General features: G+C 66.9%; 17 protein-coding genes. 4 read left to right on the top strand and 13 right to left on the bottom strand.

What is annotated here, in order from left to right; genetic code table 11:
• Positions 1-30: 30 nt before the first annotated feature.
• The 8 genes from DEIPR_RS09090 to murG all read right to left on the bottom strand — a co-directional run bounded on the left by DEIPR_RS09090 (position 31) and on the right by murG (position 8997).
• Positions 31-1065 carry an ADP-ribosylglycohydrolase family protein gene (locus tag DEIPR_RS09090; protein ID WP_013615533.1) on the bottom strand — a complete coding sequence of 345 codons (1035 nt, stop codon included), beginning with the start codon at positions 1063-1065 and terminating at the stop codon, positions 31-33.
• A complete protein-coding gene (locus tag DEIPR_RS09085; protein ID WP_013615532.1) occupies positions 1062-1526 on the bottom strand; it encodes a peroxiredoxin family protein in 465 nt (154 codons plus the stop codon). Before DEIPR_RS09085 ends, DEIPR_RS09090 begins: the two co-directional genes overlap by 4 nt.
• 23 nt (positions 1527-1549) lie before the next feature.
• Positions 1550-2605 carry a cell division protein FtsZ gene (gene ftsZ, locus DEIPR_RS09080; protein ID WP_013615531.1) on the bottom strand — a complete coding sequence of 352 codons (1056 nt, stop codon included), beginning with the start codon at positions 2603-2605 and terminating at the stop codon, positions 1550-1552.
• A 181-nt stretch (positions 2606-2786) separates the two neighbouring features.
• On the bottom strand, positions 2787-4265 hold the full coding sequence (gene ftsA / locus DEIPR_RS09075; protein ID WP_041222058.1) for a cell division protein FtsA: 1479 nt from the start codon (positions 4263-4265) through the stop codon (positions 2787-2789).
• On the bottom strand, positions 4262-5371 hold the full coding sequence (locus DEIPR_RS14620; protein ID WP_013615529.1) for a cell division protein FtsQ/DivIB: 1110 nt from the start codon (positions 5369-5371) through the stop codon (positions 4262-4264). Before DEIPR_RS14620 ends, ftsA begins: the two co-directional genes overlap by 4 nt.
• Positions 5372-5456: 85 nt before the next feature.
• Complete coding sequence (locus DEIPR_RS09065) at positions 5457-6389, bottom strand: UDP-N-acetylmuramate dehydrogenase (RefSeq protein WP_013615528.1); 933 nt, start codon at positions 6387-6389, stop codon at positions 5457-5459.
• A gap of 5 nt (positions 6390-6394) precedes the next feature.
• Positions 6395-7849 carry a UDP-N-acetylmuramate--L-alanine ligase gene (murC, locus tag DEIPR_RS09060; RefSeq protein ID WP_013615527.1) on the bottom strand — a complete coding sequence of 485 codons (1455 nt, stop codon included), beginning with the start codon at positions 7847-7849 and terminating at the stop codon, positions 6395-6397.
• 56 nt (positions 7850-7905) lie between these two features.
• Positions 7906-8997, bottom strand: a complete 1092-nt coding sequence (gene murG, locus DEIPR_RS09055) for an undecaprenyldiphospho-muramoylpentapeptide beta-N-acetylglucosaminyltransferase (protein ID WP_041222056.1) — start codon at positions 8995-8997, stop codon at positions 7906-7908.
• Positions 8998-9150: 153 nt separating this feature from the next.
• On the opposite strand from murG, the gene DEIPR_RS09050 reads away from it, so the two are divergent.
• Entirely contained in the window at positions 9151-9633 is a 483-nt protein-coding gene (locus DEIPR_RS09050; RefSeq protein WP_041222055.1) for an HD domain-containing protein, read from the top strand.
• Between the two features lie 19 nt (positions 9634-9652).
• On the opposite strand, the gene DEIPR_RS09045 is transcribed toward DEIPR_RS09050, so the two are convergent.
• Both DEIPR_RS09045 and DEIPR_RS09040 read right to left on the bottom strand, forming a co-directional pair.
• Complete coding sequence (locus DEIPR_RS09045) at positions 9653-10930, bottom strand: S1C family serine protease (protein ID WP_013615524.1); 1278 nt, start codon at positions 10928-10930, stop codon at positions 9653-9655.
• On the bottom strand, positions 10927-11151 hold the full coding sequence (locus DEIPR_RS09040; protein ID WP_013615523.1) for an FmdB family zinc ribbon protein: 225 nt from the start codon (positions 11149-11151) through the stop codon (positions 10927-10929). Before DEIPR_RS09040 ends, DEIPR_RS09045 begins: the two co-directional genes overlap by 4 nt.
• A 311-nt stretch (positions 11152-11462) precedes the next feature.
• Here DEIPR_RS09040 and DEIPR_RS09035 point away from each other — a divergent pair, with 311 nt between their 5' ends.
• From DEIPR_RS09035 to glmS, 3 genes are all read left to right on the top strand, one after another.
• The gene (locus DEIPR_RS09035; protein WP_013615522.1) at positions 11463-13493 is read left to right on the top strand and encodes a PTS mannitol transporter subunit IICBA; all 2031 of its coding nucleotides are present in this window, start codon (positions 11463-11465) and stop codon (positions 13491-13493) included.
• A gap of 220 nt (positions 13494-13713) precedes the next feature.
• Entirely contained in the window at positions 13714-14946 is a 1233-nt protein-coding gene (locus DEIPR_RS09030) for a mannitol-1-phosphate 5-dehydrogenase (protein ID WP_013615521.1), read from the top strand.
• A gap of 414 nt (positions 14947-15360) precedes the next feature.
• On the top strand, positions 15361-17181 hold the full coding sequence (gene glmS, locus DEIPR_RS09025; protein WP_013615520.1) for a glutamine--fructose-6-phosphate transaminase (isomerizing): 1821 nt from the start codon (positions 15361-15363) through the stop codon (positions 17179-17181).
• Positions 17182-17462: 281 nt separating this feature from the next.
• Here the strand turns inward: glmS and DEIPR_RS09020 are convergent, their stop codons facing one another.
• The 3 genes from DEIPR_RS09020 to DEIPR_RS09010 all read right to left on the bottom strand — a co-directional run bounded on the left by DEIPR_RS09020 (position 17463) and on the right by DEIPR_RS09010 (position 20789).
• Positions 17463-19394: a DUF3084 domain-containing protein gene (locus DEIPR_RS09020; protein WP_013615519.1), complete on the bottom strand. Its 1932-nt coding sequence runs from the start codon at positions 19392-19394 to the stop codon at positions 17463-17465.
• Between the two features lie 68 nt (positions 19395-19462).
• Complete coding sequence (gene lptB / locus DEIPR_RS09015; protein WP_013615518.1) at positions 19463-20245, bottom strand: LPS export ABC transporter ATP-binding protein; 783 nt, start codon at positions 20243-20245, stop codon at positions 19463-19465.
• A gap of 52 nt (positions 20246-20297) precedes the next feature.
• Entirely contained in the window at positions 20298-20789 is a 492-nt protein-coding gene (locus tag DEIPR_RS09010) for a DUF420 domain-containing protein (protein WP_013615517.1), read from the bottom strand.
• Positions 20790-20829 lie beyond the last annotated feature (40 nt).

Raw genomic sequence — 20829 nt, 5'->3', positions numbered from 1 at the left:
CGGGGGGGGTGAGGCGGCCCTCCCCGAGCCTTAGCCCGCGCTCTGGCTGTGGCCCTGAGCCGCCCTTTGCGCTGCGCCCAGCAGCTCCGGTAGCCGCTCTAGGCAGCTCCATTCCCGCTGCCAGCCCGGCCAGGAGTGGCCCAATCTGAGCTGCGGCAGCAGATGCTCCGGCACCGCCAGCCCACGTGCCCCGGCGATGGCCCCGGTCACGCAGGCCACCGTGTCCGAGTCGTCGCCCAGCAGGGCGGCCGGCTCGGTGCAGGCCAGCCAGTCGCCGCTGCGGGCATGGGCCAGCGCAGCTTCCAGGGTGTCCAGCACGTAGCCACTCTGTGAGGTGAGGTGGCCGTCCAGACCGCTGCGGACCCGCTCGCGCACCTGCTGACGTGCCGGCCGGCTGGCCTGCGCGAACTGCTCGAAAGCGGCACGGTTCTCCAGACCGAACAGTCCTGCGTCCAGCATGATGGCGCGGGCATCGGTGGTGTCCAGCAGCGCCAGCCCGTGTGCGGCGGCGCGGGGAAGCGGCTCATCCTGTCCTAGCGCTTCCAGCAGACCCGTGAAGAACACCGAAGCGTATACGCAGCGCGGGTCGGCGTGGGTCAGTGCCGTGACCAGCACGCTCTGGCGGGCCAGGTCCTCGCCGCTAAAACCGGCCAGCCACACGCCGGCAATGCGCATCAGGCCGCCGTTGCCGGCACTCTGAAAGCCACTGTCGGCCCAGGCGCGCACCCCGCCGTCCAGGGTGCCGTAGCCCAGTGCGGCGCGGGTCAGACCACCCACGTCGGGCGGGCGGGTGCTCAGCCAGTCGCGTAGGCCCTCCAACACGCCACTCAGCCCTGCATCACTCAGCTCCTCTGCACGGGCGTAGCCCAGCAGGGTTGCGGCCACCATCTGGCTGTCGTCGGTGGCCTCGCCCGGCGCGAAGCCGAAGACGCTGCCTTCCCTGTACTCGCGGAAAGTGTCGCCGTAGCGCTGGCGAATCGCCTGCGGCGTCTTGAACTCGGTGGCGGCGGCCAGGGCGTCGGCGGCAGTCAGCGACAGCAAAGCAGTCAGGCGGCGGTCGGTCATGCGTCGCCTGCACTGGTCAGCTCGGCCAGCCAGTACTCCAGCCGGGTCTGCGCGTTCTCCTGGCTGCCGTAGATGGAGCGCACCACCTCGCCACCTTCCAGAGCAATCCAGTGCGGGGTGCCCTCGGTCGCGTAGGCAGCGGCCAGTGCGCCAGTTTCGTCCAGCGCGACCGGGAAGGGCAGCCGGGCGAACCGCTCGGCGAAGTGCAGCAGCGTGGGCAGAATGTCGGCGCGGGGCAGCTGGCGGTGCCCCCGCGAGGTGTGCACGGCAATAAAGTTCACCTGCTCGCCGTACTCCGCGTGCAGCCGCTTCATAAAGGGAATACCGCGTGACACGCAGCCCGCGCACTCCAGATGAAAGAACATCAGCAGGCTGGGCCGCGCTGGGTCCACGTCTGCAGCGCGCCAGACGAAATCCCCTGCCGCAGGCCAGGGCAGGGGAGGGGAGGATTCAGGAGTCATGGCTCCAGTCTAAGCGGCGAGCTTCAGTCGCGGCCCACATTCCGCAGGAAAGCGGGAATGTCGTAGTCCTTGGGGTCATAGCCCGACGAGCTGCCGGTCCGCACGGGGCGCACCATGTTGTCGAAGCTGCTGCCGCCCTCGAAGGGGCTGTCGTCGAAGCCGGTGGCGATGACGGTCACGCGGACTTCGTCACCAGCAGCCTCGTCGGGGGTGATGCCGAACAGCACATCCGGGTCTTCGCGGCCGGTGGCCTCGCGCACGCGCTCCAGAATCTCGTTGGCGTCGTTCATGCTCAGGTCGTACGAGCCGGTCACGTTGACCAGGATGCGGCTGGCGCCCTCGATGCCGCGTTCCAGCAGCGGCGAGTGGATGGCGGTCATGGCGGCTTCTTCCACCATCTTGTCGCCCCGGCCAGCGCCGATCCCCATCAGGATGGTGCCGGAGTTGCTCAGCAGGTTGCGCACGTCAGCAAAGTCCAGGTTGATCATGCCTTCTACGTTGATGACGTCGCTGATGCCCTTCACGCCGAAGTACAGCACCCGGTCGGCGATCAGGAAGGCTTCGCGGAACGACACCTTCTTGTCGATGGCGGTCAGCAGCTTCTCATTGTTGACCACGATCATGCCGTCCACGCGCTCGGCCAGCTTGCTGATGCCTTCTTCGGCCACGCGCTGGCGCTTGGGGCCTTCGAACTTAAAGGGACGGGTCACAATCGCCACGCTCAGGATGCCCATTTCACGGGCAATCTCGGCCACGACGGGCGCGGAGCCGGTGCCGGTGCCGCCGCCCATGCCGGCCGTGATGAACAGCATGTCGGTGCCGTCCAGGTATTCCTTGATGCGCTCCTTGTCCTCCATGGCGGCCTGCTCACCCACCTCGGGGTTGGCGCCGGCGCCCAGACCACGGGTCAGGCGGTCGCCCAGCTGAATCCGCACTTCGGCGTGGCTCTTGGCCAGCACCTGAGCGTCGGTGTTACCGGCGATGAATTCCACACCGTCCAGCCCTGATTCGATCATGCGGTTCACGGCGTTGTTGCCGGCTCCACCCAGTCCAATTACGCGAATTTTGGCAGCTTCCATAGTCTGACTCCTTTGGTGATTGTGGGTGGGGTGCTGACCCCTGACCCGGAGGGCGGCTGCGGGAACTCTTTCCGTCATGGCCTGCAGGAAAGGCAGCCTAAAACATAGAGATTACGTTCCGCAGTGTAGCGCGGTAGGAGAGGGGCGGCGGACCCGTTTCAGCTCTGCCGCCCCTCCCTGCTCAGAGCCAGTCGCTGAACCAGCTACGCAGCTTTTCCATCAGGCTGGGCTTGTGGCCCGGTGCCGGCGGGTGCTGTTCCTGCGCCTGGGGCGAGGTCCGCACCACCGTTTGCTGCACCGGGGCGGCCGACACTTCAGCACGCTGCGGCGCGGGCTGAGGCTCTGGTGGCCGGGGGCGTTCGGTACGCTGCGGACGCTCTGCACGCTGGGGCGCCGGTTGAGGCTGTGGCTCCGGCTCACGCTCACGGTCCTTTTTGGACTTGAGCAGCGGCTTGCTGGGCTGAGGCTCCGGCTCGGGTTCGGGCAGCGGTGTGGGAGCAGGAGCGACCAGGCGGCCATCTTCATGCAGGCCGAACAGCACCAGGCCTACGCCAGCGGCATATTCCGGGCCGTTGACGATATCAATCAGGCCGCCGATGTTGCCGGGCTTGCCCAGGCGCACCGGCACCCGGAAGCGGTCACGGGCCAGTTCGGGCGTGCCGCGCAGCTTGCTGGCGCCGCCGGTCAGAATCACGTGTTGGGCAATCAGCTCGACCGGACCGAGCGTCTGGTCAATCTCGTCGCGAATCATGCCGAAGATTTCAGCGATGCGCGGCTTGATGACCCGCGACAGTTCCTGCGCGCTGAGGGCATGGGTCTTGCCCTGGCCGGTGGTGATTTCAAGGGTCAGGTCGGCGTCGGCCATTTCGGGCAGTGCTGCGCCGTAGCGGCGTTTGACGTCCTCGGCCTCTTCCATCGGAATCTTGAGAATCTGCGCCAGGTCGGCCGTGACATGGTCGCCGCCGATGGGGATAGATGCGCTGTGCGCCAGGTTGCCCCGGCGGAACACCCCGATGTCGGTGGTGCCGCCGCCCATGTCAATCACGATGACCGATTGGCTCTGCTCGCCGGTATCTACCGTGGACAGCCCCGACGCCAGCGCCTGCAGCACGAAGCCGTCGACCCGCAGGCCCGCCTCCTGCACGCAGCGGCGCAGGTTCAGCAGCGGCCCAGCAGTGCCGGCCACAATGTGCACGTCCACTTCCAGCCGCACGCCGTGCATGCCGACCGGGCTCTTGATGCCTTCCTGACCGTCTACCTCATACTCCTGGGGCAGCGTGTGCAGCACTTCCAGGTTGGGGTCAAGTGGCACGGCCTGGGCATTTTCGATGGCACGGTGCACGTCGGTGTCGGTGATTTCGTGTCCCCGGCGGATGGCCGCCAGACCGTGACTGGTGATGGCCTTGGTATGGTTGCCGGCCACCGACACGTAAGCGCTTTCCACCTTCACACCGGCCACCCGCTCGGCGCGGTGGACCGATTCTCTGATGGCCTGCACCGTGCGCTCCAAGTTCACGACCGAGCCGCGCTTGAGGCCCTCGCTGGGCACGCTGCCCTGGCCGATAATGTCGACACTGCCGTCGCCGGCCAGTTCGCCGATCACGGTAGTGATTTTGGTCGTGCCTATATCCAGGCCTACAATCATTCGGTTGTCCTTCATTCCTGGACGCTCACCCCCCAGGGGTAGATGTGAATTTGTTGATTGGGATACTCCGCCAATGCTCCGGCGTATTTCAGCAGAGATTCGAGGTCGCCGCTCCATGCTGAGCCTTCTGCAGATTTGACAGCCAGACCAGAGGGAGTGTACTCCACCGATTGTACATGGTAGGGCGCGAGGGCTTCCAGCGCGGCCAGCGCGTCGCCGGTTCGCTCCGGCCCCCAGCCACTGACCGTGGGAAAGGTGCCCGGCAGGGCGGCGCCGGGCAGGCGGGTGCCGTCACGGGCCACCGCCACCGGCTGACGGCCCGACTCGCGCAGCACCGCGTAAGGGCGGCGCTCGGTGATACGGATGCTGAGCCGCCCTGGAAACTGCCGGACGACCTCGGCCGATTCAATCCAGGGTTCGCGGGTCAGGCCCGCCGCTTGCCGCGCTCCGTAGTAGAGCCAGCCGCTGCTCTGGCCCACCCCGGCTGCGCGCACCACTGCCTCGGCGCTGAGGTGCTGGTTCCCACTGACCGCCACCTCACGGATGGGCAGGGCAAACCAGGACGCGGCAAGCCCCAGCATGGCCAGCGGCAGAAAGACCCATCCCCAACGCACGCTGCCGCGGAGACCTGCGTCCTGGCCCTGGAGCGAGTCGGCCGGCGCTTCTGCCGGCGGTGCGGCTTGAGCAGCGTAGGGCGGAACCGGGACTATGGCGGGGTCCACGGCAGGGTCTATTGCCGCTTCAGTGGCCGGTGCAGGAGCGGCCGTAGGCGGGCGGCGCCGTGGCAGAGAAAAGCGCCTGCGCGGGCGGCTGGAAGCGGCAGGCGCAGGCTCCAGCTGAGTTGGGGGTGGGGCTGCAGGAGCTGCAGCGGTGGACCCGTCCTCGTCAGGGAGTGTTGGGGCCGCCGGAGACGGCTCAGCCTCCTCAGCCCCCTCTAGGCGGTCTTCCGGCTGGGACAGCGGCATATGCGCCGCCGGCTCAACCCAAGTTTCTTCCCAGGAGTGGTCATCTCCCGCCGGGCTGCCGGAGTCGTCCAGCCCATCGTGCAGGACGGTTTCCTCGTCGTCGGGGTGCCACTTTTTGCGGACAGGTCTGGAATCTGATGACGAACGGCGGAACATAAATCCATCTTAACCTTTTTGCCGTGAGATAAATCGCATTCTGCAGACCCGCTTGCGCTGGCCACCACGCCGGGCGTGCAGGCAATCAGCGCAGGTCGGCGGCAGCTTCTTCGGGCCAGATTTCGTATTCCAGCTCCAGGGGGCCGCTCAGCTCGGGAGCCAGTCGGCCCCTAACCAGCCGCAGCAGGCCCAGGACATCGGCAGCGGTCGCGCCACCCAGATTCACGATGAAGTTGCCGTGTTCCGGGGCGATACGGGCCTGCCCGATTTGCTCGCCCTTCAGGCCGGCGCGGTCAATCAGCAGGCCGGCGCTCACGCCACCGGGATTTTTGAAGGCGCAGCCCGGCGTCTTCATTTTGGGCTGGCCCTTGCGGGCGGCGTCGGCCTGTTCCATGCGCTCGCGCACCGCTTCGGGAGTGCTCTGCTGCAGCTTGAGCCGCACCCGCGAAATGATGTGCCCACGGGGAATGTCGCTGTTGCGGTAGCCCCAGTTCAGGTCGTCCGGCGTCACCTGCCGCACGCCCTGAGGCGTCACAATTTCGATGGTGTGCAGGCCGTCGAACATCTCCCCAAAGCGGGTGCCGGCGTTCATCCACACCGAACCGCCCACCTGTCCGGGAATGCCCACGGTACCTTCAAGGTTGCTCCAGCCCAGCGCCTGCAACTTGCGCAGCAGGCCCGGCAAAGGAGTGCCGCCCCCCACCCAGCCGGTCACAATCAGGCCGCTGGCGGGGTCGCTCAGCTCGGGGTCGGGGGTCAGGTCGGCTTTGGCCAGAGGACCAGACAGCCGGATGACCCGCTCGGGCACGCCGCTGTCGTCAATGACCAGATTGCTGCCGCCGCCCAGGATGCGGTAGGGCTGCTCCACCGCTTCGGCGAGGGCTTCCAGCGTCTCCACGAACCAGATTTCCGCTTCGCCGCCCACGCCGATGGTGGTGTAGCGGGCCAGCGGCAAGCGCTCCACGCGGGTGCCCAGGCGGCTGGGCGAGGGCTGGCCGGACGCGGCAGCGAGCTGCATGCCGGTCACCGGGCTTCCTTCAGAGGAGGCAGGGGTTCATCGGCCGGTTCGACCAGTTGGCGGGCCAGCTGCCAGACGTCGCCGGCGCCCATGGTCACGATGATGTCGCCCTCGCCTGCTGTGCGGCGCAGGTAGTCCACCACGTCGCCGCGCTGGGGCCAGTAGCTGGCGCTGGTATGCCCGCTGCTACTCATACGGTCCACAATCAGCTGCGAGTGAATGCCTTCGATCGGCAGCTCGCCGGCGGCCGCAATATCCAGCACCATCACCTCGTCCGCGCTCATCAGGGCGTCGGCCAGGCGGGGCCAGGACTGCTGGGTACGCAGGTAACGGTGCGGCTGAAAGACGACCCGGACGCGGCGGCCGGTCTGCTGCGCCGCCTGCACAGCCGCCTGCAGCTTGGTGGGGTTGTGGGCGTAGTCGTCGACCACCTGAGCCCCGTGCAGCTCACCGATATGTTGCCAGCGCCGGCCTGGACCCTTGAAAGCGGCCAGGGCCAGTGCCGCCCGGCCGAAGTCACCGCCGTACAGGTGGGTGACGGCCAGCGCCGCCAGTGCGTTCATGGCGTTGTGGTGGCCCGGCAGGCTCACGCGGGCCTGCCCCAGGACTTCACCCCGGCAGGTCACGGTAAAGCTGGTGCCGCCTGGGTCGGGCCGCAGGTTCTCGGCGCGGTAGGTGCAGCCTTCCGCCACCCCGTAAGACAGCTGCTCGGCGCAGCCGGCCACCAGATGTTCCAGGCTGCGGCCCTCCAGCCCCTGCCAGTCGGCGTAGTACAGCACCCGCTTGGCCTGCGACACGAACTGAGCAAAGCCGGCGTGCTGCTCTTCCACCGTCTCCCAGTAGGTGGCCTGGTTGCCGCCCACATGGTCGTCTTCGGCATTGGTAAAGACGGCCGTTTCGCAGCTGAGCTGAGCGAAGCGGCGGTCGGATTCGTCCACTTCGGCCACGAATGGCCCCTGACCAGCGCGGGCGTTGGCCCCGAATTCCGGCACGATACCGCCCACGAAGGCAGCGGGGTCCAGGCCGGCTCCTGCCAGCGCCACGGCAATCATGGAACTGGTGGTGGTCTTGCCGTGGGTGCCGATGACCCCCACCGAGGGACCGGCCTCCAGCAGTTCGGCCAGCAGCTGCATCCGTGGCAGCACGCTGATACCGGCGTCCAGCGCGGCGCAGACCTCGGGGTGCGTCTTGGGCACCGCCTCGGAAGCGACCAGCACGCTGACCGCCGGTTCGCCGGAGTGGGCCTGCAGGTGCGCGGCGTCGTGGCCCAGCTGCACGGTAATGCCTTCGGCCTCCAGCTGGCGGGTCAGCTCCGACGCCTGGGCGTCACAGCCGGAAACGTGGTATCCCCGGGCCTTGAGCAGCCGGGCAAAGGCACTGACGCCGATGCCGCCGATTCCCATCAGGTGGATGTGGGTATCTCGGGGAGAAGGATGTTCAGCAGTAAACAGTTTGGTCATGGTGGAAGGGTGCGGCAGGGGCGCTGACGGACAGCTATGGTGGAGCGCTGGGAGACTTACAGCTGTTCGACCAAGTCGGCCAGCCGGGCCGCGGCACCCTGTGGTGAGCGCCGCCGTGCGGCCTCCCGCATCTCGCTGCGCGTGCCTGACAGACCACACTCTAGCACCCGCTTTCCCAAATCACGGCTGAGGGTATCCTGCGGGACCAGGCGGCCTGCACCCGCTTTTTCTACGGCCTGTGCGTTGTGGAACTGGTGATTCTCGGCCGATTCGGGCAGCGGCACCATCAGCAGGGGCACGCCGTGGAAGGCCGCTTCGGCCAGCGTCCCGGTGCCGGCGCGGGTAATGCCCAGGTCCGCCGCGCTCCAGGCAGAGGGCGCGTCCACAAAGCCGGTGACGTGATACCAGGGCAAGTCTGCCACGCTGGGCGCTACGCTGTCTGCCCAGCGTGGCCCGGTGGAGTGCAGCACCTGCGCCGGCTCGCCGTGAAGGGTGCCGCCGGCCAGGATTTCACGCAGCACCGGGGGCACCCCCTCGTTGAGCGCCAGCGAACCCTGTGACCCGCCCATGACCAGCAGGGTGAGCCGCCCCGGCTCCAGCGCCAGCCCGGCAGCGTTCAGACGTGCGAAGGCCTCGCCGCGCTCCACGCGCTCCTCGCGCACCGGCATGCCCACCATGCGCCCTTTGCCCGCCGGCAAGCCGATGACCTCCTCGTAAGCGGTGGCGACCGCGCGGGCACGGCCGGCGGCCAACCGCTGGGTGAGGCCCAGGTGGGCGTTTTGCTCGTGCAGCACGGTGGGAATCCCTAAGCTCTGCGCGGCCAGAACCCCCGGCAGGCTGGCGAAGCCGCCGTAGCCCACCACTGCGCCGGGGCGCTGCCCGGCCAGCCAGCGCCGCGCCTGCACCACGCCGCCGGCCGCCTTGAGCAGCTCACGCGGGTCGGGGCGGCCCTGCCCGCTGCGGGCCAGCTTGCCGGCCTCCACCCCGAAGAATTCCAGTCCGGCCCGCTCAGCGGCGCCTTCCTCCATGCCGCCGCGCTGGCCCAGAATGGCCGCGCTGTGCCCGCGCCGAATCAGTTCCTGCGCGGTCGCCACCGCCGGATAAATGTGTCCGCCGGTGCCGCCGGTCGCCATCACGAAACTTCCCATGTCAGGCACTATACGCAGCTGTCACCGCGCCTGATGAAGAGGAGGCGGAACGGGGTGCGCGCAGGCAGATGCTTCCAGGTTCAGGCGGGCTGCCGCCTGCAGCACGCCGGGCCGGAGAAGGCGGCAGGCTGCCCCCGGCGCATACTGAAGGTCATGCCCCGGCTGCGCTCCTTGCCCGACAAGCTCCGCCGCCTGCGCCGCAGTCTCCGCGAGTCGCAGGCGACGCCCGACGACGCCTGGGCACTGGTCCGCCTGACCCCCGCCGAGGGCCGGCTGTACCTGCGGATGGATGCCCGCGACCGCGAACATGCCGTGCGGGTGGCGCAGGCGCTGCAAGCGGGCTTTTCGCAGGCCAGTCCGGAGCTGCTGGCCGCCGCGTTGCTGCACGACTGCGGCAAACTGGTCCACCCCTACCGTGTCTGGGAGCGGGTGGGGGCGGGCCTGTTGCCTCACCGCCTGGCCCGCCGGCTGCCCTGGAAGCCAGCGCAGGTGCGGGCGCGGCATGCTGAATGGGGTGCGGCGCTGGTGCGCGAGGCGGGCGGCCGGGAGCGGGTGGCGGCCCTGGTGGCGGCGCACCACCATCCGGCCGGCGACGCCGAAGCGGCGTGGATTCACCGCTTCGACGACTTGGAATAGGCCAGGGGCAGCGGGCAGTTCAGGGCGAAACGGGAATCAGCTCGTCGCTGTCCTGAGAACCTTGCTGGCCCTGACCCGGCAGCCCGGACCCCGGCTGCTGCGGCTGCCCGGCAGGTCCCTGGGGGCCGAGGTCCTGCGGAGCCGGGCTGGCCGCGCTGCCCTGGCTCTGCGACTGGAACTCTTCCAGGCTGCGCTGCTGCAGGGTCACATTCAGGTCTTGGCGGCGGCCGCCGCGCCATACGGTCAGGCGCACCACGTTGCCGGGGCGTTTGGCCGCCACCAGCGAAGTCACGTCGAACGGCTGGCTGACCGGGCGGCCGTCCACCGCCACGATGATGTCGCCCAGCGGGGCCAGCAGCTGCCCGCGCGAGTTGCGCAGCGAACCCCTCAGGCCGGCGCGTCCGGCAGGGCTGCCGGCCTGAATTTCGTCTACCAGCACGCCCTGGTTGCTGACCAGGCCCGCCAGTTGGCGCAGGGCGGGGTCCAGGTCTTCCAGCGCCACCAGGGTCACGCCCAGGTTGCCGCGCTGCGGCGCGCCGGTACGTTCCAGGTCGCTGAGGGTCTGCTTGACCAGGTCGCCTGGAATACTGATACCGATCAGGCCTGCCGCCATAGAGTTGGCGGCCGCGTTTGCGTTGGCGATGCCCACCACCGCGCCGCGTGAATCCAGAATGGGGCCGCCGGAGTTGCCGCCCTGGATGCTGTTGGTGCTGATGATGTATTCACCTACCTCACTCGCCAGGTTGTCGGAGCGGGGAATCTGCGAGGCGGGGGCCATCACGCTGAACGTCCCGGTGCCTACGAAGTTCTGAATTTTGAACGGTGAGCCGATGGTAATCAGCTTTTGCCCCTGCACCAGCGCGGCGCTGGACCCGAATTCCAGCGTGCTTGGCGCACCGACCGCTGTGACCCGCAGCACCGCCACATCGATGCCGGGGTCCACGCCTTCCACCTTGGCCGGGACCGTGCGGCCGTTTTGCAGGGTGACGGTGAGGTTTTCGCTGTCCTGAACCACATGGTAGGCGGTCACGATCAGGTCCTTTTTGTAAAAGAACCCGGTGCCCACTTCGACCGGATCGTCGCCGGGCATCAGCGCTTCGGGGGCCAGCGTGTTGTTGACCTGCACCACTGCCGTGCGGGCCGCACGCACGACCTCGACGGTATTGATTTCATCCGGCACCACCAGCGCCCGCTGGGCACTGACTTGCCCGGTCACGTAGGCTCCGGCTGCCGCACCTGCAATCAGGAGGCCGGCCAGCACGGGGCGCAGCGAGCGTTGGGGGCGTGGCTGGGTCATCCCTTGTCTCCGCTGCCGCTGCCCCCGGTTTGTTCGCCGGCTGGGCTGCGTGAATCGTTCACGTAAAAGCCGCTGCCCTTGAAAGTGATGGCTGGCGGCGAGATGACGCGCTTGACCGGAGCGCCCGTTTCCGGGTGCTGGGTGTAGGCTTCGTCCTTCATGCTCTGCTTGAATTCATACAGTTCGCCAGTTTCCAGGTTTTTGTAGATATAGGTGGGCATCAGACACTCTCCGGCTCTCATGCTAGCCCATGTGATGTTGAGAACTGCAGCCCGCTATCCCTTACAGTTTGGTCCGGCCCCTGCTTTCGGGTCCGGCCGTGGCTACCCGTAGGAAGGAGCAGCCGATCCTTTCGGTTTCCGCTGCTGCTAGAGAAATATATCTATGAACTGGCATTCCGGAAGCACACTGCGATCATGCGGCTTACGCCTGTGAAGGGATACAGTATTGTTGCAAAACATCTGACCTTTCCGTTTTCTCGGCCGCATGGCATAGTTCGCCGCCTTTCGCTTTTCCTGAAAAGAGGAACATCATGACCACTTCTACCGATTCACGTTCTGGGGGCAAGGATGCCGTGCAGCTCTTCGGCCGTTTCCTGAGCGCTATGGTAATGCCGAACATCGGCGCCTTTATCGCCTGGGGCCTGATTACCGCCCTGTTTATCAAGACCGGCTGGCTGCCCAACCCACTGCTGGGGGGCTTCGAGGACGCGGCAGGTCAGACCCACACAGGTCTGGTCGGCCCCATGATTACCTATCTGCTGCCGCTGCTGATTGCTTACAGCGGCGGCAAGCTGGTCGCTGACCACCGTGGCGGTGTGCTGGGTGCCATTGCCGCGATGGGCGTCATCGTTGGTACCGATATCCCCATGTTCATCGGGGCCATGATCATGGGACCGCTGGCTGGCTGGGTCATCAAGCAGTTTGACCGGGCGGTGCAGCACCGCATTCCCGCCGGCTTCGAGATGCTTATCAACAACTTCTCGGCCGGGATTATCGGTGCGCTGCTGGCCATTTTGGGCTTTTATGCCATTGGGCCGGTGGTCGAAGGCTTCAGCGCCCTGATTTCCGGCGGCGTGCAGTGGCTGGTAAGCGCTGGCCTGCTGCCGCTGGTGTCGCTGTTTATCGAACCCGGCAAGATTCTGTTCCTCAACAATGCCATCAACCACGGCATTCTGACCCCGCTGGGCACCCAGCAGGTCGCCGAAGCCGGCAAGTCGCTGTACTTTCTGCTGGAAGCCAACCCTGGCCCTGGCCTGGGCGTGCTGCTGGCCTACTGGGCTTTTGCCAAGGGCACCATCAAGGCCTCGGCACCCGGCGCGGCCATCATTCATTTTCTGGGCGGCATTCACGAGATTTATTTCCCCTACGTGCTGATGCGTCCTGCACTGCTGCTCGCCGTGATTGCCGGCGGCATGGCGGGCATCGCCACCCTGGTGGCCCTGGGCGGCGGGCTGGTGTCGGCGGCTTCGCCTGGCAGCATCTTCGCCATTTTGGCGCTGACGCCCCGTGACGCTTTCCTGGCCAATATCCTGGCCGTGGTGGTGGCGGCGGCCGTCTCGTTCGCCATTTCGGCCCTTATTCTGCGCGGCGCCACCTACACCGAAGATGACCTCGCCGCTGCCCAGAGCGGTTCCAAGGCCATGAAGGGCAGCCCGGCAGCCAGCGCTCCGGCGGCGGCCAGCAGCGGAGTGACCACCGACGTGAGCGCCCTGGGGGCTCGCCCGGTCCGCAAGGTTGTCTTCGCCTGTGACGCGGGCATGGGTTCCAGCGCGATGGGAGCCACCGGCTTCCGCAAAAAGGTCCAGGCGGCAGGCCTGCCTATCGAGGTGACCAACACGTCTATCGAGAACATCCCCGCCGACGCGGACATTGTGGTGACCCAGCAGAACCTGACCAGCCGCGCCCGCAGCAAGCAGCCCGGCGCTCAGCATGTCTCGATTGACAACTTTGTGGGCAACCCCATCTACGACCGCATGATTGATGAGCTGAAAGCGGGCGTCGCTGCGCCTGTGGCGGCCGCCGCCGTGTCCGGAGCCCAGCCCGCAGTACAGGTGGTGCAGGGAGAGCCGGTGGCGCAGGTGGCTTCCGCAGTAGCCGCGCCGCAGGCCACGGCCGCACAGCCGGGCCGTGAACCCAGCAGTGTGCTGCGCCGCGAAAACATTCGCCTGGGTCTGGGCAGCGAATCCCGTGACGAGGCCGTCCGCCGCGCCGGCGAGATGCTGGTCGCTTCCGGGTACGTGGACCCTGAGTATGTCCCCGCCATGCTGCAGCGCGAAGAAGTGGTCAGCACCTACATCGGCAACGGTGTGGCGATTCCGCACGGCGTAGATGAGGCCAAAGCCCGCATCAAGTCCAGCGGCATCGTGGTGAACCAGTACCCGCAGGGCGTGGACTTTGACGGCCAGACGGCTTATCTGGTCATCGGTATTGCCGGTCAGGGCGGCGACCATATGGAGATTCTGGCGAATATCGCCGGCGCTCTGGAAGACGAGCAGGCCGCCGCTCGCCTGGCCTGTACAGCCGACCCGGACGAGATTTACCGCGCCTTTACCGGAGCCTGAGGGTAGTTCAAAGCACCGTGGGGACACCATCCCTACGGTTTTTCCTTAGGCACAGGGCGTCCGCCGCTGCCCTTTCGGACCGCTGGCGGGGCGGGCGCGATGGCGCACAATAGATGCAATAAGGGCCCAGTGCAATAAGAGCTACAGGAGCCCGGCGCCTGCTGCGTTCGGCAGCTGCCGCGCCTGCTGTTTTCATCCCAACACGCAAAGGAGATTGACTATGACCCAAGCACATCAGACGGCTTCTCAACCGGCACAAGCTTCTCAGGCTCAGGAGACCCAGATGCATGGAGCCCGGCCCAATTCCGGCAAGGTGGCGCTGCACTTCGGGGCAGGCAACATCGGCCGGGGCTTTATCGGGGCCCTGCTGGCCCAGAGCGGCTACCGGGTCATTTTTGCCGACATCAACGAGCAGGTCATTACCGCTCTGCGCGAGCAAGGCGAATACGACATTCATATCCTGGACCAGAACGCCCGGACCGAGCACATCTCGGGGGTGAGCGGGATTCTGTCCAGTGGCCCTGAACTTGTGCCGACCATCGCCAGCGCGGACCTGATCACCACGGCGGTCGGCCCGAACGTGCTCAAGGTCATTGCCCCGACCCTGGCACGCGGCATCGAGGCGCGGGCTGCGGCCGGCGCTGGGCCTCTGAACATCATTGCCTGCGAGAACAAGGTAGGCGCCAGCAGCTTCCTGCGTGACGAGGTGTTGGGCCATATTGGTGGAGCGGGCCGCACCTATCTGGAGCAGAACGTGGGCTTTCCCAACGCCAGTGTGGACCGCATCGTTCCGCCGTTTCAGGGCGAAAACCTGCTGGACGTAGGGGTAGAGGACTTTCACGAGTGGTACGTGGAAGGGCCGGGGTTCCGGGGCGACATTCCCCAGATTGAGGGCATGAAAGTCACTGATGACCTGATGGCTTATGTGCAGCGCAAGCTCTATACGCTGAACACGGGGCACGCCATCGCCGCCTATCTGGGGTCTCTGCGCGGTCTGGACACGGTGGCCAGCGCCATGGCCGATCAGCAGACCGCCGAGCAGGTGCGTGCCGCCATGCAGCAAAGCGGCGCAGCCCTGGTGCAGACCCACGGGTTCGGCGCGCAGGAGCACGCCGAATATATCGGGCGGATTGAGCAGCGCTTCAAGAACCCCCATATTCACGACGAAGTCACGCGGGTGGGACGCGAACCCATCCGCAAGCTGGGACCGCAGGAGCGCCTGATTGGCCCGGCCCGCATGGCCCGCGACCTGGGGCTGCCGGCCGATGCCCTTTTGCGCGGGGCGGCAGCGGCGCTGCATTTCCGCAGTGCAGAGGATTCGCAGGCCCAGGAAATGCAGGCCGCGTTGGAGCGTGATGGCCTCGCGGCGACGGTGGCAGCCCTGACCGGGCTCCCGGAGAGCGACCCTATGCACGCTGAAATTCTGCGGCAGTACGCGGAGCTGGAAGGCTGAGCAGCCGCGGCCGGCCTGGTTTCTGAAGCTTTGCTGGAGACCGGCCGGCCGGTGAGGGCCATGCTTTTGCTGTCGGGCGTGCTATGCTGCCCCGCGAAATAAGCGAGGTGCCTTATTTCACATACGGGAAGCGCAAGGTCTGGGCTGCGGCAAGATGCCGGCTCAGAAGACGAGGTGAAGGTGAGCGAGTTTCTGCGGATGCCTTCCGGTGGCGGCACCCACCGACCCGGCCCCACGGTCTGACCAGGGGCAAGCGCGGCGATAACCCTTCAGGCGACTGAGGTATAAGGCCAGCGTAGTGACCTTCCAGCGACATACCGGCGGAGTACAGTAAACAGACACCATCACCCTTTTTTCCCGGTTGCTGACCGGGAACGTCCAGGCGGGCTATACAGGCCGCCGGAGGAGAACCTTATGTGTGGAATCGTTGGATATATCGGCCCTAACAATGCTCAGGACATTCTGATTTCGGGCTTGAGCAAGTTGGAATACCGGGGATACGACAGCGCTGGCATCGCTGTGGGCGACGGCGCCTGCATCGCCACCCGCAAGAAGGCCGGCAAGTTGGCCAACCTGACCGCGGACCTGGAACACAGCCCGCTTCCCGGAACTTTCGGTATCGGGCACACGCGCTGGGCCACCCACGGCCCACCCAACGACACCAACAGCCATCCGCATGCGACCGAGAACGGTGACATCGTGCTGGTGCACAACGGCATCATCGAGAACTATCTGGAGCTGAAAGAAGGCCTGCTGGAGCGCGGCCACCAGTTCCGGTCCGACACCGACTCGGAAGTCGTGGCCCACCTGATTGAGGAAGCCTACGTCGGCAACCTTGAAGAAGCTGTGCGCGCCGCTCTGGCCAAAGTTCGCGGTGCTTACGCCCTGGTGGTGACCCACAAGGACCACCGTGAGATCGTGGCCGCCCGGACCGTCAGCCCGCTGGTGATGGGCGTGGGCGAAGGCGAGATGTTCCTGGCTTCCGATGTCCCTGCGCTGCTGAACTACACCCGCCAAATGGTGTTCATTCAGGACGGCGACATGGTCATTCTGAACGACGACGGCTACCGCATCACTGATATGCAGGGTCACCCGGTGCAGCGTGAAGTGGAAACCATCGACTGGGACGCCGAAGCGGCTGAAAAGGGCGGCTACGACGCCTACATGCAAAAGGAAATCTTCGAGCAGCCCCAGGCACTCAGCAACACCCTGCTGGGCCGCTTGCACGACGACCAGGGCAGTGTAGAGCTGGACATTGAGCTGGACCCGAACTCCTTTGACCGCATTCATATCGTGGCCTGCGGTACGGCGTACTACGCCGGCATGGTCGGCAAGTACCTGCTGGAGCAGCTGGCCCGCGTGCCGGTGGAGCTGGACGTCGCCAGTGAGTACCGCTACCGTGAGCCGGTGGTCACCGACCGGACGCTGGCAATTGCAGTGAGCCAGTCGGGCGAGACCATTGACACGCTGGAAGGCATGCGTGAGGCGATGCGCGGCGGCGCCCAGACCCTGGGCATCATCAACGCCAAGGGCAGCTCCATGACCCGCGAGCTGGACCATACCCTGTACGTGCACGCCGGCCCCGAAATCGGCGTGGCCAGCACCAAGGCCTACACCAGCATGGTGAGCGCCTTCCTGCTGCTGGCGCTGTGGCTGGGTCAGCAGCGCGGCACGCTGAGCAAGGAGGAAGTGGCCCGGCTGGTCCACGAAGCCCGCGCCCTGCCCCGCCTGATTTCCGAAGCCCTGAGTGACGATCGCCTCGGCCGCGTGCGCGAAGTGGCCCAGAAGTACCACCAGGCCCGCGACTACCTGTTCCTGGGGCGCGGGGTGAACAACCCCACCGCCTACGAAGGTGCCCTGAAGCTGAAGGAGATCAGCTACATCCACGCCGAGGCCTACGCAGCCGGCGAGATGAAGCACGGCCCTATCGCCCTGATTGACGAGCACCTGCCGGTGGTCGTGGTGGCGACCGAGTCGCGCCTGCTGGAAAAGACCATCAGCAACGTGCAGGAAGTGCGGGCGCGTGGCGGCCGGGTTATCCTGATTCTCAGCGACGGCGACACCGAGAATGTCCAGCACGCCGAAGATGTCCTGTACGTGCCTCGCTGCGACGAGATGATTAGCCCTATCGTGAACGCAGTGCCTATGCAGCTGCTGGCTTACTACACGGCCGAAACGCTGGGCAAGGACGTGGACAAGCCCCGCAACCTCGCCAAGTCGGTTACGGTGGAATAACGCTTCTCGGCTCCGCACGGTCCCGCTCGGCCTCCCCAGGCCTGAGCGGGATTTTTCTGCCGGCTCAGACGGCTTCTCTGTGACTGCCAGGGAAGTGCGTTTCATGCAGCTGCTGGGCAGGGGAAAGGGCAAGGCCAGCTGGGGGCGTCGTGTCACGTAGCGTGCGCGGCATTCCTCTGCCGAGGGCGGAGCAAGGGGCAGGTAGGGCAGAGGTCAGCTGTTCCCTGGTTTTGCCTATTGCTGATTTGTTCTCGCCGGGGGTGCTGGGCGTACTCAGCGGCTCACGGCTGCCTGACCACTTCGGCCTGCAGACTGACCGGCGAGTCAAGCCGGATGTCGCTGCGGGCACTCAGGCGTACCGTCACGCGGCCCGCCGGGCGCTCTTCTGAGAGCGACACCAGCCCTGCCAGCAATTCCACCATCTCGCTGACCGGCAGGGCGCTGCCCACCAGGTTGCTTTCCGTCAGGCCACGGGCCAGCAGATTCTGGCGCGCACGCTCGGTCAGGGCTTCTACCTGCTGCTGCAGGGCCGCTGCGTCGCCGCCCAGCTGCACCTGTCCTTCTGCCACGGCTGCGCCGGCGGCAAACAGCACCCGGTTGGGCCGGGCCTCGCAGCTGAGGTTCACCTCGAAGCCTTCGGGCACGTTGGCGGCGGCGCGGCACTGCACATAGCTCCCGGCACTGAACGACCCCACCGAATGTTCCAGCCCCGCCCGCGACCCGGCCGCCAGCTCGGCGGCACTGCCCCCACGCGCCAGGGCCGCCTGTGAGGCGCTGCTCAGAAAAGCGTCCAGCTCGGCCGGCGTACGGATGACACCGGAGTACACCAGCTCGTTTTTGGTGTAGGCCAGGTCGCTGTTCAGCGAGGCGCTCAGCTCGGTGCGGGTAGAGGAGTAGTCGTCCTGCAGCTGCCCCAGGCTGGTGCGGGTGCTGACCAGGTCGGAAGCCAGTGTGGCGTTGGCGGCCACCAGTTCGGTCTGCTGGTCCAGCAGGTCGCGCTGCAGGGCCTGCAGCTGCGCCACGTCGCTGCGGACGGCCGCCAGCTCCTGAGCGGCGCGGTCCCGTTCACCTTGCAGACTGTCGCGCTCACCCCGCAGGGTATCCCGCTCGACCTGCAGGGTATCCCGCTCACTTTGCAGCTCGCCGCGCTGCGCAATCAGTGCGCCGCGTTCGCGGGCCAGGGTGTCTCTTTCGCCGCGCAGGGCGTCGCGCTCGCGGGCCAGGGCATCCCGCTCGGTTTCGGTGGCCTGACGCTGGGCCTCGGCTCTGGCCTGGGCTGCCTGAGCAGCGTCGCGGCCCTGCACGGCATTGTCCCGTTCGGCCGCCGCACTGTTTTTCTCTGCCACAGCGCTGTCACGCTCGGCCACGGCTCGCTGGCGCTGGGCTTCCAGGCCCTGGCGGGTGCGTTCCAGGTCAGCCACCTGGTTCTCAAGGCCTGCGACCCGCTGGGCAGCAGCCTCGGCGCGGGTCTGCAGCTCGCGGGTACGGCGTTCGGCGGTCTGTGCGCGGCCCTCGGCTTCGCGGGTACGTCCTGCAGCGGCGTCTGCCTGGGCGCGGGCCTGGGTGGCCTGGGCTTCCAGGGTGCTCAGCTGCCGGTCCAGCTGCGCCACCTCGGTGTCCAGCGCCTGGGCACGGCTGCGGCTGCGGCCCAGCTCGTCTTGGCTGCTGCTGAGCTGCGTGCGGGCCTGCCTGGCCTGGGCTTCCAGGTCGTTGCGGCGCGCCTGCAGGCCCGCGACCCGGTCTTCCAGTGCCGTGGCGCGGGCTTCCAGCGTCTGACCGGTCTCCCGCGCTTCTTGCAGGTCCGCCTGGGCGGTGCTCAGGTCGCGGCGGGCTTGCTGGTACTCGGTTTCCAGCGCCTGCGCGGCCTGCTGCGCCTGGTCGCGCTCCTGCTGGGCGGCGCGCAGTCCGGCCTCGGCGCGGGTCAGCTCTGCGCCCACCTGCCCGATTTCGGTACGCAGGCGTTCCAGTTCGGGGCGCAGCTGCTGGGCCTGCTGAATGGTGGCTATGGCGTCACGGTTCAGCAGGCCGAACGTGGCCAGGCTGGCCAAGCTGATGCCCATGCCCGACAGGACCGCGACCAGCAGGGCCGTATCTTTGGGGCGCAGGCCGAACATCCGCAGGTGCCGGCGGCCTACCTTACGGGCGATGACATCGGCGGCATACGCCACCACCCCCGAAAGCAGAACCACGAACCCCAGAAACAGCCACAGCACGCCCCGGAGTCTAGCAGGGGGCCAGCGGGGAAAATGGAGCCCCGATGCGCCGCGCCCGCCGGCTCCCCCTACAGCTCGAAGTCTTCGCCCAGATAGTGGGCGCGCACGTCCGGGTTGGCGGCGAACTCGGCTGGGGTGCCCTGGAACGTCACCTGACCGTCGAACATCAGATACACCCGGTCGGTCAGGGCGATGGTTTCGCGGACGTTGTGGTCGGTGATAAATACGCCGATACCCCGCCGGTCGCGCAGTTCACGAATCAGGCGCTGAATCTCACGGATGCTCTTGGGGTCCACGCCGGTGAACGGCTCGTCCAGCAGCAGATAGTCGGGGTCGGTGGTCAGGGCGCGGGCCAGTTCCAGCCGCCGCCGCTCCCCGCCCGACAGCTGGTAGGCGAAGGAGTTCGCCAGGTGGCTGAGGCCGAATTCTTCGAGCAGTGCGTCGGCGCGGCGCTCCTGCTCGGCGCGGGGCAGCTTCTGGTATTCCAGAATCGCCAGGAGGTTGTCGCGGGCCGAGAGCTTGCGAAAGGCGCTCGGCTCCTGCGGCAAGTAGCCCAGGCCCAGCTGTGCCCGCTGGTGCATGGGCAGCGCCGTCACGTCACGCTGTCCCAGTGCGATGTGCCCCGCCCCGGCGCGGATAAATCCGACAATCATGTAAAAGGTCGTGGTCTTGCCGGCGCCGTTGGGGCCGAACAGGGCCACAATCTCGCCGGGGTTCACGTTCAGGTCGACACCGCGCACCACCTCGCGCCGCCCGTACTGCTTTTTCAGGCCGGTGGCCACCAGTGAAGGCCGGCTGATGGCCGGGGCGGAAGCGGTGGGCTCGGACAGCGGTGCGGCGGGAGCGGTCACGTCTGGAAGTGTATCAGGCGGCAAATGAGAGATGCTGGAGCGTCCGGGCCGGCTAGTGCGGCATCACCTCGCCCCAGCGGCCCAGAATCAGGTAAATGACCCAGCCGGTCACCGCCACGTACAGCCATACCGGCACCGTCCAGCGCACCCACTTGCGGTGGGCATCGAAGGCGGCGCGGGCCACCGGGTTGCTGTCCACGTTTGCCAGGTTGCCGGCCGCCTTCAGGCCCTTATAGGCGTAGCCCAGTGGAATCACAGCCAGCGGCAGGTTGGCGGCGGCCAGCACGATATGGCTGATGAGCAGGGCGTAGTAGCCCAGCTTCCACTCGGCGGGGCCGGCGTAGGCTTTCTCGTAGCCCAGGGCCAGCCGGGTCAGGTACAGCACCAGAAACAGCGTGGCCAGGGCACTGGCGCTCAGCATGGCCCGCATGTGGCTTTCGCGGTTGCCTGAGCGAATAAAGTACACCCCTGCCAGCAGCGCGAGGCCGCTCAGGACAATGGTAAAGACGGCGGCTTGGTTGATGACAGCAGCGTTGGGAAGCATCGCCAGCCACTATAGCGGGGACGCTGAACGGGCGGTAAGG

The sequence above is a fragment of the Deinococcus proteolyticus MRP genome (assembly GCF_000190555.1).
Lineage (GTDB): Bacteria > Deinococcota > Deinococci > Deinococcales > Deinococcaceae > Deinococcus > Deinococcus proteolyticus.
Note: the sequence above shows the minus strand (reverse complement) of the source record. Positions and strands in the feature narration are given on the sequence as shown.